Source organism: Flavobacterium jumunjinense (assembly GCF_021650975.2).
Classification (GTDB): Bacteria; Bacteroidota; Bacteroidia; order Flavobacteriales; family Flavobacteriaceae; genus Flavobacterium; species Flavobacterium jumunjinense.
The window spans coordinates 3,874,367-3,887,262 of the sequence record NZ_CP091285.1; the positions used below are offsets into that span (position 1 = coordinate 3,874,367).

Here is a 12,896-nt window from a genome sequence, read left to right on the forward strand (position 1 = left end):
CAAGGAGTTTTGTACTTGTAAACTATTGTTATAAATTTACATAACTGCCACAAAATCACGTTAGCGGTCATTGAGAACAGAAAAACAAAACAATATGAAATTAGGAGCATTTTCTATTAGTCTTAGCGTAAAAGACTTAAAGACATCAAAAGAATTTTACGAAAAATTAGGTTTCAACACTTATGCTGGGAGTATGGAACAAAATTATCTCATAATGAAAAACGACAATGCACTCATTGGACTTTTTCAAGGAATGTTTCAAGGCAACATTCTGACTTTCAATCCAGGTTGGGACGAGAATGCAAGCAACTTAGAAAACTTTGACGACATTCGTAAAATACAGAAAGAATTAAAAAACAACGGACTTACACTTACAAGCGAAGCTGACGACAAAGGAGAAGGACCTGCAAGCCTAATGTTAACCGACCCTGACGGTAATGTGATTTTGTTAGACCAACACCGTTAATGTCTCCCTCATTTGAAAGCAAACAAAGACAAAATAACAAAACAACGAACCGCTAAAAAGACCTATCCAGCATTAAAAAAATAACTGAATAAAAAATAATTTATGCCACATTTTGTAATTGACTGCTCTGAAAATATCATAAAAATAAAATCACCTAAAGAAATTATTCAAAAAGTGTATGATACAGCCGAATCAACTGACCTTTTTGATAAAGGAGATATTAAAGTAAGAATTAATCCTTTTGAGTATTATAATATTGGAAATACTAAAGATGACTTCATTCATATTTTTGCTAATATTATGGAAGGAAGAACTGTCTCTCAAAAAAAGAACCTTTCAGAAAGAATTATTACTGAATTGAAATCAATGTTCCCAGACGTTCCGATTATTTCTATTAATATAAGAGATTTTGAAAAAGCTACTTATTGCAACAAATCAATGGTTTGATACTGGACTAAATATAAAGCGGAATTAAAAAACATTCGCGAAAACATTAAATTTTAAAAAACAATTTTAAAATCTATAAAAAACTTAATGAATTAACCAATGAACACTAGAACACTTGAAGAACAGCGGATTGAATTTATCAATCAAAAATTTCTTGCTACACCATTAGCTGGATTGATTATTTGGACTTTAATCGGATTAATCGGAATCTTTTTCTCCGACTTTGTAGCGGTTTGGTCAATTTTTATTGGAACTGGAAGTATTGTATATCTGGGGCTGTTTCTCTCAAAATTCACAGGTGAAAATTTCCTCGATAAAAGTAAACCTAAAAACGAATTCGATACTCTTTTTCTTTTTACAGCTGCGCAAGCGATTCTTGCCTATTCAATTGCAATACCATTTTTCCTCGTTGACTATTCTTCTCTTCCAATGACTGTAGGAATTCTGACTGGATTGATGTGGTTACCATTTTCTTGGATTATAAAACATTGGGTTGGAATTTTTCATACATTAACTAGAATAATTACAGTGCTAACCCTTTGGTATCTCTTACCCGAACATAGGTTTATAGCAATTCCGTTTGCAATCGTTTTGATTTATATCATTACATTAATTATCTTAAAAAACAGAAAGATAACTGAATAAAAACGACATCACAACAATAGCTATAAGTAATTGCTTGTTCTCGCGGAATTTCCAACTTGGTGTGTGCTTGCTAAGTAAACCGCAAATTCACACAACTACTTTTAGCCGAGATCGTTTTAGCAACAAGACTCAGAAAATCCGAATAAAAAAAATCTAAATTAAGAATGATAGAGAATAAGACACTAAATTTTCTAAAAAAATTAAATTCTAATAATTCAAAAGAATGGTTAGATGAAAATAGATCGGATTACAATTTTGCGAAAAATAATATTTTAGCTATGACGCAATCTTTAATTGACCAAGTTTCAAATTTTGATGGTGGAATAGAAAAAGCAGATTTAGACCCAAAAAAGTGTATAACAAGATTAAATAGAGATTTAAGATTTTCTAAAGATAAAACACCTTATAAAACCGATTATTATATTGTACTAAATCAGAAAGGAAAAAATAGCTCATCTGCTTTTTATTATGTTCATATTGAACCCAATAATTGTTTTGTAGGCGGTGGTGTATACAATCCGCAACCTAACGAACTAAAAAAAATTCGTAATAAAATAAATAATTCTTTTGGTGAGTGGCATAAAATAATATCAAATAAAGAGTTTGAGAAAAAGTTCCCAAGTGGAATTCATAATTCAGGAATTCTATTACGAAGTCCTAAAGGGTTTGATGATGATAATCCAGCAATTGAATTTTTAAAGATGAAAGGATTTTATACTCAAGAAAATATAACAGATAAGGAAATGCAATCGAATTTAGTTTTGGAAAAAATCATAGATTATTTTAAATATGTAAAACCATTAATTGACTATTTAAACGATGCAATTGAAGAATAAATTAAGTCCTGTTGCTAAAAGCGGTTTGTAGCAATTGCTAGGCTTGGCTTGTGTTCGGAATTTTACTTCGTCAGTTCGCTTCGCTCGAGTCTCCAAAAATTATAAAGTATTTTTACTTTTAAACTTTTGTTATAAATTTACGCACCTGCCACAAGCGGCAATACATTAACAGTTAACTTATGTATTAACGGATATTTCAGTAAAAAGAAAACTTTAAGAAAATGAACATATTTGACAAAATTTTCGGGAAACAACAAAAAAAAGAAACATTCCCACAATCAAATGCAAAGAAATCTCTTCCTAACATTGAAGAATTTCCTCAACTAAATACTTCGGATAGAATGGGTATAATTATGACTGTTGGTGACACCGGAGAATCAAAATACTTTCCTTTTCTTAAATATGCAATTCTTAATGACCCTGACCTGAATGTAACATTTGCAGCATTAAAACGAATTCATCTTTTCAAAGACAACGCAGAAGTTGTTCCAATACTTACAGAAATAAAAAATAGCGGTAATAGTCAAAAAATTGAACCTTACTTTTCCATGGCTTTATCTAGACTTGGTATTATTACAATAAAAGAACTTGAGGACATAATTAACAATACCAAATAAAGGACTTGAAAATTTTAATGTTTTAATAATTATTGCAATAGTAATTTGCTATATTAGGCTTTAATATTGCAGGTTTAGGAGTAATTTCAGCATTTAATCAATAAATATTTAAATAAAAAACTGAATGCATAACAACTGTTCATGTTGCACAACCATTTATAACAATTGCTAGGCTTAACTTGTGTTCTTAGTTTTGTCCCTATAATCTTTTGCTATAATTTTACCCAACTGCTACATGCAATAACATTTTGGTAGTAATAAGAAAAACCAATTAACATGTTTAGATTATTTACTTTATTATTGCTCGTTTTTAATTTATCTAGCTATACTCAAAAGAACGCTATGAATAACATAACAAATTTAGAACTTAATAAAAAAACTAAGATAGACAATTCTCTTTCTATTTTATTAACTAGGTTCTCACACAAAAATGCAATAAGTGATAAACAAGTTTCCGTATTATCTGGTCATTTAATTTTTTTTCAAGGGGAAAAAGAATACGAATTGATGATTTCAATGTATGAAAGTGCAGATAGAATTTCCCACAAGAAAGAGTATGAATCTATTAATTGGAATGAATACACAATCAAATTAAAGCACATTAGTTCTTATGAATCCATTGATGTCGTAATTACTAAAAATGATGCGCCAATAAAAAAGAATATTCCCTTAGATAAAAGTCAATTAATAAGTAAAGCCAATAAAATTATTACCACCAAATACTCTCAATTCATATTCGACCCACTGCTATATGAAATTACAGCTTGGAAAAGCTCCGAAGAAACAATCGTCAAATACAGAAGAATTATCAGGTTTGTCCCTCTTGAAAAAAAAGATGAAAATTTAGATTATGATTTTGAAGTTAATTTAACCAACCAAAGTGTTTCTCCATTTGATTTCTGGGGATTGGACAAGTTTTACTTTCCAACGATTGAAGAGCAAGAAAAAATTAATTTTGTCATTAAAGAGTTTGGATTGCCACGCTTGGGTTTTAACAATACTATTGTTGAAGGTCCTGATATGTATAGCATATACATAGATAATGAAGTAGCGTTTGGAGAATATTTTATAGATAAAAAAACTGGTAAAGAATGTATGGGATCGATAGAAGGAAGCTATGCCCTACCCGATTTCCCTGAATTAATTAACCAAGACCCTCTAATTGAAATCAAAGAATAATCTTAATACGTTTTTAAAAAAATAAAATGAGTAATAATAAATAATCACTACAGCCAATAATACTGCATGTTGTAAACTTTTTATTAGTAATTGCTAGACTTGGTTTGTGTTGGAGTTTTGCTCTTGCAATCTTTTATTATATATTTACGCTACTGCTACAAGCGAGAAAACATTAGCACTCTTTTAAAAAACATATGAAATTTAAAATTGTCTTATTACTTAGCATATTAATAATTTTATATGTTTACTCTTCAGAAATTAAGTTTATGCCTAATTTTAGACATAGATCTGATGGATGGCATTTAATATATCCAATACTTATATTCTCATTCATTTTAATTTTTCAATTTTTATGGGCTATATTCGTTATGATAAAAGAGAAAAAGAAATCATGGAAAATGATTACAATAATGATATTAACATTTTTTTCATTTTTATTATTAAATAATCTGAAAGGGAACCTTAACAGTATCGCATATATTGCAATGATAATTATTGCAATTAGTTCAATAAAATTTTATTGCTTTGAAAAATACAAATAAATTATAATTAAAAAATACGTGGTAACAATCGTTTATAACAATTGCTAGACTTGGTTTGTGTTGGAGTTTTGCACCTGCAATCTTTTGTTATAAATTTACCCAGAAGTCACAAACAGTAAAACGTTGTGTGTAATTATAACCAAATTCGTAGAAAATTGAGTTTAGAAAATAAAAAAATAAATATCCAAGAAGATTGGAAAATTTATAAAAATGAATTTGTCGATTTAGAACCTAATAATTCTTATCCAATTGATGATATTTGGCATTACTTTCAAGAAGATATTTTACACGCGAATTATAAAGATTTTTTTATCGATTTGGGTTTTTATGGAGAATATTTAGATAATCGAAAGGGATTTTTTAGGCTTATTGTAGCAAAAGGGGGTTTTGGAAAAGGCGAACTTTATGAAAAATTTTTATCACGTTCAACTGACGAAATAAAAGAAAAAATTGAATTTTATTTTAACTTAATTCTGAGTAAAAGCGTCGAAAATATATCTGGTCTAAAATATGATAATGAAGAACATGTAGATGAATATGATATTTATTCCGCAGTCAACAATATTTTTATAAAATTATCTGATGAAGATTTTGAAAAATTGTCAACATCACAATAAAACATTAATAAACGCATAAAAGCTAAAGTTTCGTTGAATCTATAACACGAACAATATGCTGAAAACACTGAAACAAAAAAATGAAACATTTTGTAAAATTTCTTTTAATTCTATTTCTTTTTACAAATCTGAATTTAGCTAAAATTTATTCTCAAAACACATATAAAGATATTGTAAAAGCAGAAAAACTATTTGATAAAGGAAATTATAAAAAAGCTTTAAGAAAAGTAGATGATGCTATAAAACATAAGAATTGTACTTGTGGAAGTTGTGAATTTGAAATAAATTACAAAACTAACTTAATGCGCTATAAAATCTATTTAAAACTATTAAATTATAAACAAGCTAGAAATTCATTAGATTCAATCTACTTCTCTTCCGAAAAAATTGATTCGTTGAAAGTTGCGGCTTATAAAATTGAATTTGGAGAAGAAAAATTAAAAGGAATAATAAACTCTTCAATTAAAAACTCGAAAATTGAATGTGAAAATGAAATATGTTTTGCCATAATTCCATATGATAAAAACTTGTTTTTAAAATTTAAACTAAGCATTAATTTAATCGATAAATATTTTTATAGTTCAGAAAAATTTCAAGATAACCAAATTTGGAATGATTATTTTTTAAATACTTTTAACTATAAACAGCTTTAATAATTTAACACTACAGCCGTAGCCCTTGCACAACGCCTTTAAAATGTATTTTTTTTAATTTTTTATCAAACTTCAAATATAATTAAGAATCACACCTAAAGAAGTAGTAAAAAACTCGAAACGAATAAAAAATGTCATTATATTTGATTTCGCAAAAATCTATGATGTTTGCTATATTTAAAAACAAATTAGCAACAATAAAACAAAACTAGAATTAATGAATTTTAAAGCAATCTTTCATTACATAAGTTACTTACAATATCCATTAATGCTAATTGGATTGTACTTTGCGTTTATCCCCTATTTGTCAGGAATGGAAATAGTAAAAGAAAATCCAAAATTAATCTTCGAAAACTTAAACTCAGTCTTAATTTTTATGGGACTCGGAACCAGTTTTTCTTCATTACAAGATACTAGTAAAACACAAAACAAGTTTTCAAAAAAAATCTGGGAGAATCCAATAAAAGGTAAGCTTACCATTATAATAATGTGTTTAACAATTTTATTTTTGCTCATCTTTGGATTGACTGGATATTTTACTACACATGAAGGAATTTTAAAAGACTTATCCGTTGGAATTATCGTGCTAAGCTTGGGAATGTTTGGATTTTTGAAAGCTGCAATAGAAATGTTTGAAAATCATAGAAAAGATAAAAACACTGTTAACAAGAGCTAAAACGCTTATTCATTTATTTGTATTGCTCTTTAATAAGTGAATGTATTCCACCACCTAAAAATAAAACTGACTGAAATAATAAAAATGGATAAATTATTCACTTTATGTTTTAATATTTATAGATTTCTTCTATTCTTTCTTTTTCCGTTTTTTATTTTTGGTATACTAATGACTGGAATTGCCGGACATAATTCGAATCTAAATTATACAGATTATATTTTTTTAGGTTTCATTTTAATTACTCCAATTGTATTGACTTATTTTAAAAGAACAAAATCTAAAAAAAATAACAGAATAACTTTAAAATGGATATCCTCATTTTTAATTCTAATTGGAATTATTATAATTTGCATTGGAATTTTTGACCAAGTACTACTTTATAAAGAAAACAACTTTAATTCTGGAGATAGCTTAGTTTCATTCCTTCTTCTTATGTTTATAACGCTAAGCATAATAGTTTTAGTCGGACTTATGAATGATAAAGTTTAACTAATACCGCTAACAACTGAGTTTTTTTAAAACAATTAAATAAACATCGTTTAATACTTTCTTAGCCTAATATAAATTTAATAATGATAAAGTTACTTCACGTAAAGGTTTTTTAGTGTAACTAAAAACATCTATTTTTAATGAAAATTAATATAAACGGAGGTTTTTAAACAAGAACATGTTAACACTAATTCCGAAAAACAATATGACAAAAGTACATTTCATAATAATTTTCCTTTTTACAATAAACCAAATTATCTCTCAAAATTTAAACGATGGAAAGGGATTTGGTAATTCAATAATTCTAAAATCCGATATTTTACAGGAAGAGCGAGACATTCAAATTTTCTTACCAGCTAATTACGAGCAAAATTCTAAAAAATATCCAGTTCTGTATGTACTAGATGCCCAACGTTATTTTTTAAATGGAATTGCATTTCAACAAAACCTCACCTGGCAGGAAGTTGCCCCAGAATTCATTGTTATTGGAATTAATACCAACCCTATAAAAAGACGTAATTTATTTTACGAGGAATCTTCTAAGTTTATCCAATTCTTAGAAGATGAGCTGATTCCTGAAATAAATAAAAGATACAGAACACTCAATCAACGAATTTATTTTGGATGGGAAATGGCAGCGGGCTTAGGTGTTGAGATATTTGCAAGAAAACCCTACCTTTTTAAAGGTTTTCTTTTATCAAGTCCTACGCATATCTCTGGAGAACGCTTAGAGATAGTAAGCAAAATGTTGAAAAATAGCACTCAACATGATTTAAAACTATACACAGCATTAGGAACTGTTGAAAATTGGGCAACAGAATCTATGTTTTCTTTAGATTCTATTTTTCAAATGCATCCAGTAAAAAACATACAATGGGAATACAATCTTTCTGATAAAGAGAATCATTACACAACTCCGTTAACTACCATAAATGAAGGGTTGAAACTATTTTTTAGTGACTATGGACCAATCCGATTTTATTCAATTAACGAGTTCTTAGATTTTGGTGGTATAGAGAAACTTAAAGAACATTATCAAGATAGAGGGGAAAAATATCAAATCTCAGAAGAGATTCACTCTGACACAAAACACTATCTTTTGCTACAAGCACATAAAGAAAATAATTTTAAGATTTTCGAAGAGTTAGTTCGGGAAATCGAAGGTGAAAATTTTATTAAGAATTACTACAGACAAGCTAGATGGTTCGACAGATATTCTCAGTTTTATCTTGAAAATAATAGATTAGAAGATGCTCTTGAAATTTTAGATTTAGGACTCGATAAGTTTCCTAATGCTTCAGTTCTACATTTTGGAAAAGGAAATTATTATAAGACGATTGGAAAAATTAAAGATGCAAAGAAATGGTATAAAATAGCTATTCAAATTGCAAGAAAGAATAATGAACCTGAATTAGAAGAGTATATTACTGAACTACAAAAATAATTAATACATAACGTCATCTTCAGTTTTTAATACTGTAACTACAAAAAAAGCTACTGCAAATAGAGAGCCCGCTTGATGATTTGCAAGCACTATTTTTTTATATTTGAAAATAAAATAAGCCATTTGTTATACATAGCTACCATGATTTAGGTAGCTTTGTATTATTTTGCCATACATATAAAAAAGTTATACATATTAAGAGAAATGAGAACTCCAAAAATATTATTAGTTTTGATTTTGATTTTCTTCTCTTGTAAAACTGCTAAAGTTGAAACCAAAACTGAAAAATCAAAAGCAGAAATAAATTTATTGGAATTTCCTAAACAAATAGGTTTTGTTAATGATTTTGAAAAATTTTTCTCAGAAGAAGAAAATAAATTCCTAGAGGATTTACTAGTTTATTATGAAAAGAATTCAAATAAAAAGATTGTAATAATTACAATTGGTTCGATTCCTGAAAACACGAGATTTGACAAGTATGCTATAAGAATATCAAACAATTGGAATGTTGGAAAAAACAATAACGGAAACGGATTAACCGTTGTCTTGAGTAAATCTTTGAAAAAAATAAGAATTTCAACATCTGAAAAAGCAAAAGAACTCTATTTATCTGACGAACTTTGTGAAAAAGTAATTTATGAAACAATGATTCCTCAATTTAAAAACGGAAAGCATTATGATGGTGTTTTACTTGGGCTGAATGAATTAATAAGAAAATGGATGTAAAAGTACTTTATATAACAGCCGTTATTCTCAATGGCTTTGGCTTGGTTTTTCCTTCAGAAAAACTGCCGGTTGTCAAAACATTTTCTATATTTGTTATAGCCAGTCTTTAATCATGCTAACAAAGGCTAGCCAAAAAACGTTCACTACATTTAAGATAAACCGAATAAATAATGAACCAAGAAGTAAATAAATATCTGAATAGCCTCAAAAAATGGAAAGAGGAATTAACAAAACTTCGTGAAATTATTCTTGAATCTGGACTAAATGAAGAATTTAAGTGGATGCATCCTTGCTATACCGATAATGGAAAAAACATTGTTCTAATCCACGAATTTAAAGATTACTGTGCAATTCTATTTCATAAAGGAGCTTTACTAAAAGACTCTGAAAATATTTTAATACAGCAAACAGAAAACGTACAATCTGCAAGACAAATACGATTTACCGACTTACCAGAAATTTTTGAACTTGAACCGATAATTAAACAATATATAAACGAAGCAATTGGAATTGAAAAATCAGGAATAAATGTAATAAAGAAAAAAACTTCCGATTTCGAAATTCCTAAAGAATTAGAGCAGATATTTGAGGAAAATCCCGATTTTGAAATAGCATTTACAAATTTAACCGCAGGAAGAAAGAGAGGTTATCTTTTACATTTTAACAACACAAAACAGTCTAAAACTAAAATATCCCGAATTGAAAAAAATATGGAGCGAATTAAAGATGGATATGGTTTAAATGATTGTACTTGCGGATTATCGAAACGAAAACCAAATTGCGATGGTTCACATAAACAATTAGAAACTGAAAAAAATTACGATTAAACTATATGAGCATATTCTCTTATCATCTTGTCAAAATACCATTTATAGTAGCAATAAAAGGATTATTCTTTAAACCTATTAATAAGAATACTAAGGGCTTAATTCATTCTGAATATATGACTGCAATGACCTTAGGCTCTCCTATCCTATCACCTTCACGATTTTTAATAAGACAAGTAGCAATATTTGCACAATGGGAAAACGAACAAGCACTTGAAAACTATTTAAAGAATGAAAAGTTTGGAAAAATTTTAATTAAAGGTTGGCATGTTCGGTTATCGTTTATGAGAGAATGGGGGAATATAAGCGGATTTAAAATACCTGACCTAAAAGCAGAATTAGAAAGTCCATCATCTCCAGTAGTTGCTGTAACGATCGCTAAAATGAAGCCATTTGCAGTCCCAAGGTTTATACATTGGGGAAGGCCTGTTGAAAAATTAGTTCGTGACCACGCAGGAACATTACTTTCATTAGCATCTGTAAGATTACCTAATACGGTTTCTACCTTTTCTATATGGAAAACAGAAGAAGAAATGACTAATATGGTTCACGGACATAGTGTAATGCCAAAACCAAAAAGGCATTCAAATGCGATGAAAGAAAGGGAACGAAAAAACTTTCATTTTGAATTCACAACTTTACGATTTAAACCTCTTTCTGAACTTGGAACTTGGAAAGGAAAAGAAAACTTCATTCCAAATATTCAAAATAATTAACCTTTTGTAAATGGAAACTGCACCTTTAAAACAAAATTTTCAAGATTGGATAACACAACAATGGGTCATTCTGTTTGGTAAAAAAATTATACCTAATCAAAACGAATGGTTATTAGGTCCTTTTGGAAAAACCAATGGAATTGGTCAAAAATTCATAAAACAATTGATGTTAAACGAAAGTTTAGAAGTTGATACAAGTAAATATGAAAGAGGTATATTACAATCAATAAAGCAACTAAAATTTTCAAAAAATGAGCTTGAAATATTATCTAAAAATGTAATTGATTTTTACGAAAAAACAAGTAATTATGAATTTGATTTAAAAGTAAAATGGAATCCATTTTTTAAATTTTTTGGAGTGTTTTTAAAAATATTGTTTAGCAATCGAATTGAACAATTAAATTTACCTTTAGCAAATAGTAAAAATTCTAAAGCTTTAAAAAGTGAAATAATTCACTTGATTGATAAAAAAACCAAAATACTAAAAAGAACGATCTGGCTTAGAACTTTTAAAGACTCCGAACGAGTTGTATATTCAGGAATTTATGAGGTTTGTACTATTCCTAATGGAAACAATTGCATAAAAGCAATTTTTCCTTTACCAAACGGAAACGCAACTGTAATTTTAAATCCTAGTGTAGGCAAAAATGGTGAACTTGTTTTAAAATCATCAGGAATGAAAATTGGAGATAGTGGTTTTTACTTTTTACTAAATGATTCTAAGGGAAATTTATGGACTAAATTCATTAAATCATTTAAAGATCAATTAATTGTGAGTTCTGATGATGAGAAAATAAAAGCAAAACAAACCCTAACCTTATGGAATTTAAGAGTGTTGACGTTTGAGTATGAAATAATAAAAAAAGATTCTAAAGAAGCTGTAATTAAATAAACTGTAAAGTTTCCTATTCTAAACTTAGTTATTATTAAGACTATAAATATAATAATGCTGAAAAGAGGTATTACTACAGCTATTATTTTTATTTTATTAATGTTTTAGGATGCAATACTTTTAATTCAATAGATTAAAATTTAGGAAAACATATTTTCCAAATTTTGTTTCGTTAGTTTATACATAATTAGGATTCCCAATAAATTTACCAGTTTCTGTGATTTTAGATTCTATTCCGTTTATATTTGCTACATTATAGGGGCAACTAGAGACAAAAAGTACAATCTAAAAAAGATGAACAAACTTAAAAGAGGTGAATTTTTCGGAGCACATTATCAAAAACTAAATTTTGAGGACTTCACAATAACCGATACTGAATATACACATAATAAAGTCGATTGGCATTTTCATGAAAACCCTTATTTCACCTACCTCTTACAAGGAAAACTCTATGAAGCCAATAAAAAAGAAGAATACTATTTAGAATCGGGTAGTTTACTGTTTCATAATTGGCAAGATGCTCATCACAACATAAAACCCAAAGATTATACAAGAGGATTTCATATTGAATTTAATTCGGATTGGTTTCTAAAACACGATATAGCTTCAATGGATTTTGAAGGAAGTCTTAATTTAAAGAACCCAGTTATTAAAAGCTTAATGAATAAAGTCTTTTTAGAAACAAAGATCAACGACAATCAAAGTCAACTAAGTATAGAACTATTAATGATTGCGATTTTTAATAAAATGAAAACGCATGAATCAATTGTAAATACTAAAACTCCAGAATGGGTTAAAAAAACGCAAGAAATTCTTCTAGAAACTGATGTTAATTATACTCTTGAAATGCTAAGCAAAGAGTTAAACATTCATTCCGTTCATCTTTCAAGAGAATTTCATCGCTATTTTGGAACAACATTTGGACAATATGTAAGACAACTAAAACTAAATAAGGCAATAACATTAATTGCATCGAACCAACTTTCCATGACAGAGATTTGCTATAAATGTGGTTTTTATGACCAAAGCCATTTTATATCCTCCTTTAAACAGATTTATAAAATTTCACCTTCTAGTTTCAATAAAAACTTTAAGAATGTTAAAAATATACAATTATAGCCATT

At 28.1% G+C, this 12,896-nt stretch carries 17 protein-coding genes; all 17 read left to right on the forward strand.

The features are described from left to right. The first annotated feature begins 94 nt into the window (after positions 1-94). The 17 genes from L2Z92_RS17555 (at position 95) to L2Z92_RS17635 (ending at position 12,891) form a co-directional block, all read left to right on the forward strand. Positions 95-466 (forward strand): VOC family protein, encoded by a 372-nt coding sequence (locus L2Z92_RS17555; RefSeq protein WP_236455903.1) that lies wholly within the window; start codon positions 95-97, stop codon positions 464-466. A 102-nt stretch (positions 467-568) separates the two neighbouring features. Beyond that, complete coding sequence (locus L2Z92_RS17560) at positions 569-913, forward strand: 5-carboxymethyl-2-hydroxymuconate Delta-isomerase (protein ID WP_236455904.1); 345 nt, start codon at positions 569-571, stop codon at positions 911-913. A 99-nt stretch (positions 914-1,012) separates the two neighbouring features. Further along, positions 1,013-1,558 carry a DUF7010 family protein gene (locus L2Z92_RS17565; protein ID WP_236455905.1) on the forward strand — a complete coding sequence of 182 codons (546 nt, stop codon included), beginning with the start codon at positions 1,013-1,015 and terminating at the stop codon, positions 1,556-1,558. 164 nt (positions 1,559-1,722) lie between these two features. Beyond that, positions 1,723-2,394, forward strand: a complete 672-nt coding sequence (locus tag L2Z92_RS17570; protein WP_236455906.1) for a DUF2461 domain-containing protein — start codon at positions 1,723-1,725, stop codon at positions 2,392-2,394. A 221-nt stretch (positions 2,395-2,615) separates the two neighbouring features. Beyond that, complete coding sequence (locus L2Z92_RS17575) at positions 2,616-3,011, forward strand: hypothetical protein (protein ID WP_236455907.1); 396 nt, start codon at positions 2,616-2,618, stop codon at positions 3,009-3,011. Positions 3,012-3,353: 342 nt separating this feature from the next. Then, a complete protein-coding gene (locus L2Z92_RS17580; RefSeq protein ID WP_236455908.1) occupies positions 3,354-4,190 on the forward strand; it encodes a hypothetical protein in 837 nt (278 codons plus the stop codon). 295 nt (positions 4,191-4,485) lie between these two features. After that, the gene (locus L2Z92_RS17585) at positions 4,486-4,638 is read left to right on the forward strand and encodes a hypothetical protein (RefSeq protein WP_236455909.1); all 153 of its coding nucleotides are present in this window, start codon (positions 4,486-4,488) and stop codon (positions 4,636-4,638) included. A 249-nt stretch (positions 4,639-4,887) separates the two neighbouring features. Further along, a complete protein-coding gene (locus tag L2Z92_RS17590; RefSeq protein WP_236455910.1) occupies positions 4,888-5,349 on the forward strand; it encodes a hypothetical protein in 462 nt (153 codons plus the stop codon). 80 nt (positions 5,350-5,429) lie between these two features. Beyond that, the gene (locus L2Z92_RS17595) at positions 5,430-6,002 is read left to right on the forward strand and encodes a hypothetical protein (RefSeq protein WP_236455911.1); all 573 of its coding nucleotides are present in this window, start codon (positions 5,430-5,432) and stop codon (positions 6,000-6,002) included. A 217-nt stretch (positions 6,003-6,219) separates the two neighbouring features. Then, positions 6,220-6,678 (forward strand): hypothetical protein, encoded by a 459-nt coding sequence (locus L2Z92_RS17600; protein ID WP_236455912.1) that lies wholly within the window; start codon positions 6,220-6,222, stop codon positions 6,676-6,678. Between the two features lie 84 nt (positions 6,679-6,762). After that, on the forward strand, positions 6,763-7,167 hold the full coding sequence (locus L2Z92_RS17605; RefSeq protein WP_236455914.1) for a hypothetical protein: 405 nt from the start codon (positions 6,763-6,765) through the stop codon (positions 7,165-7,167). 178 nt (positions 7,168-7,345) lie between these two features. Next, positions 7,346-8,611, forward strand: coding sequence for an alpha/beta hydrolase-fold protein (locus L2Z92_RS17610; RefSeq protein ID WP_236455915.1), 1,266 nt, complete (start codon positions 7,346-7,348; stop codon positions 8,609-8,611). 204 nt (positions 8,612-8,815) lie between these two features. Continuing rightward, a complete protein-coding gene (locus L2Z92_RS17615; protein WP_236455917.1) occupies positions 8,816-9,337 on the forward strand; it encodes a TPM domain-containing protein in 522 nt (173 codons plus the stop codon). Between the two features lie 170 nt (positions 9,338-9,507). Further along, positions 9,508-10,164, forward strand: a complete 657-nt coding sequence (locus L2Z92_RS17620; protein WP_236455918.1) for a DUF1801 domain-containing protein — start codon at positions 9,508-9,510, stop codon at positions 10,162-10,164. 5 nt (positions 10,165-10,169) lie between these two features. Beyond that, positions 10,170-10,880 (forward strand): hypothetical protein, encoded by a 711-nt coding sequence (locus L2Z92_RS17625; RefSeq protein WP_236455919.1) that lies wholly within the window; start codon positions 10,170-10,172, stop codon positions 10,878-10,880. A gap of 10 nt (positions 10,881-10,890) precedes the next feature. Continuing rightward, the gene (locus L2Z92_RS17630; protein WP_236455920.1) at positions 10,891-11,772 is read left to right on the forward strand and encodes a hypothetical protein; all 882 of its coding nucleotides are present in this window, start codon (positions 10,891-10,893) and stop codon (positions 11,770-11,772) included. Positions 11,773-12,066: 294 nt separating this feature from the next. Next, positions 12,067-12,891, forward strand: a complete 825-nt coding sequence (locus L2Z92_RS17635) for a helix-turn-helix domain-containing protein (RefSeq protein WP_236455921.1) — start codon at positions 12,067-12,069, stop codon at positions 12,889-12,891. Positions 12,892-12,896: the final 5 nt, after the last annotated feature.

Excerpts from the sequence above, each read along its gene's own strand:
- L2Z92_RS17555 (WP_236455903.1), top strand. The coding sequence starts at position 95 with ATGAAATTAGGAGCATTTTCTATTAGTCTTAGCGTAAAAGACTTAAAG.
- L2Z92_RS17560 (WP_236455904.1), top strand. The coding sequence starts at position 569 with ATGCCACATTTTGTAATTGACTGCTCTGAAAATATCATAAAAATAAAA.
- L2Z92_RS17565 (WP_236455905.1), top strand. The coding sequence starts at position 1,013 with ATGAACACTAGAACACTTGAAGAACAGCGGATTGAATTTATCAATCAA.
- L2Z92_RS17570 (WP_236455906.1), top strand. The coding sequence starts at position 1,723 with ATGATAGAGAATAAGACACTAAATTTTCTAAAAAAATTAAATTCTAAT.
- L2Z92_RS17575 (WP_236455907.1), top strand. The coding sequence starts at position 2,616 with ATGAACATATTTGACAAAATTTTCGGGAAACAACAAAAAAAAGAAACA.
- L2Z92_RS17580 (WP_236455908.1), top strand. The coding sequence starts at position 3,354 with ATGAATAACATAACAAATTTAGAACTTAATAAAAAAACTAAGATAGAC.
- L2Z92_RS17585 (WP_236455909.1), top strand. The coding sequence starts at position 4,486 with ATGGCATTTAATATATCCAATACTTATATTCTCATTCATTTTAATTTT.
- L2Z92_RS17595 (WP_236455911.1), top strand. The coding sequence starts at position 5,430 with ATGAAACATTTTGTAAAATTTCTTTTAATTCTATTTCTTTTTACAAAT.
- L2Z92_RS17600 (WP_236455912.1), top strand. The coding sequence starts at position 6,220 with ATGAATTTTAAAGCAATCTTTCATTACATAAGTTACTTACAATATCCA.
- L2Z92_RS17605 (WP_236455914.1), top strand. The coding sequence starts at position 6,763 with ATGGATAAATTATTCACTTTATGTTTTAATATTTATAGATTTCTTCTA.
- L2Z92_RS17610 (WP_236455915.1), top strand. The coding sequence starts at position 7,346 with ATGTTAACACTAATTCCGAAAAACAATATGACAAAAGTACATTTCATA.
- L2Z92_RS17615 (WP_236455917.1), top strand. The coding sequence starts at position 8,816 with ATGAGAACTCCAAAAATATTATTAGTTTTGATTTTGATTTTCTTCTCT.
- L2Z92_RS17620 (WP_236455918.1), top strand. The coding sequence starts at position 9,508 with ATGAACCAAGAAGTAAATAAATATCTGAATAGCCTCAAAAAATGGAAA.
- L2Z92_RS17625 (WP_236455919.1), top strand. The coding sequence starts at position 10,170 with ATGAGCATATTCTCTTATCATCTTGTCAAAATACCATTTATAGTAGCA.
- L2Z92_RS17630 (WP_236455920.1), top strand. The coding sequence starts at position 10,891 with ATGGAAACTGCACCTTTAAAACAAAATTTTCAAGATTGGATAACACAA.
- L2Z92_RS17635 (WP_236455921.1), top strand. The coding sequence starts at position 12,067 with ATGAACAAACTTAAAAGAGGTGAATTTTTCGGAGCACATTATCAAAAA.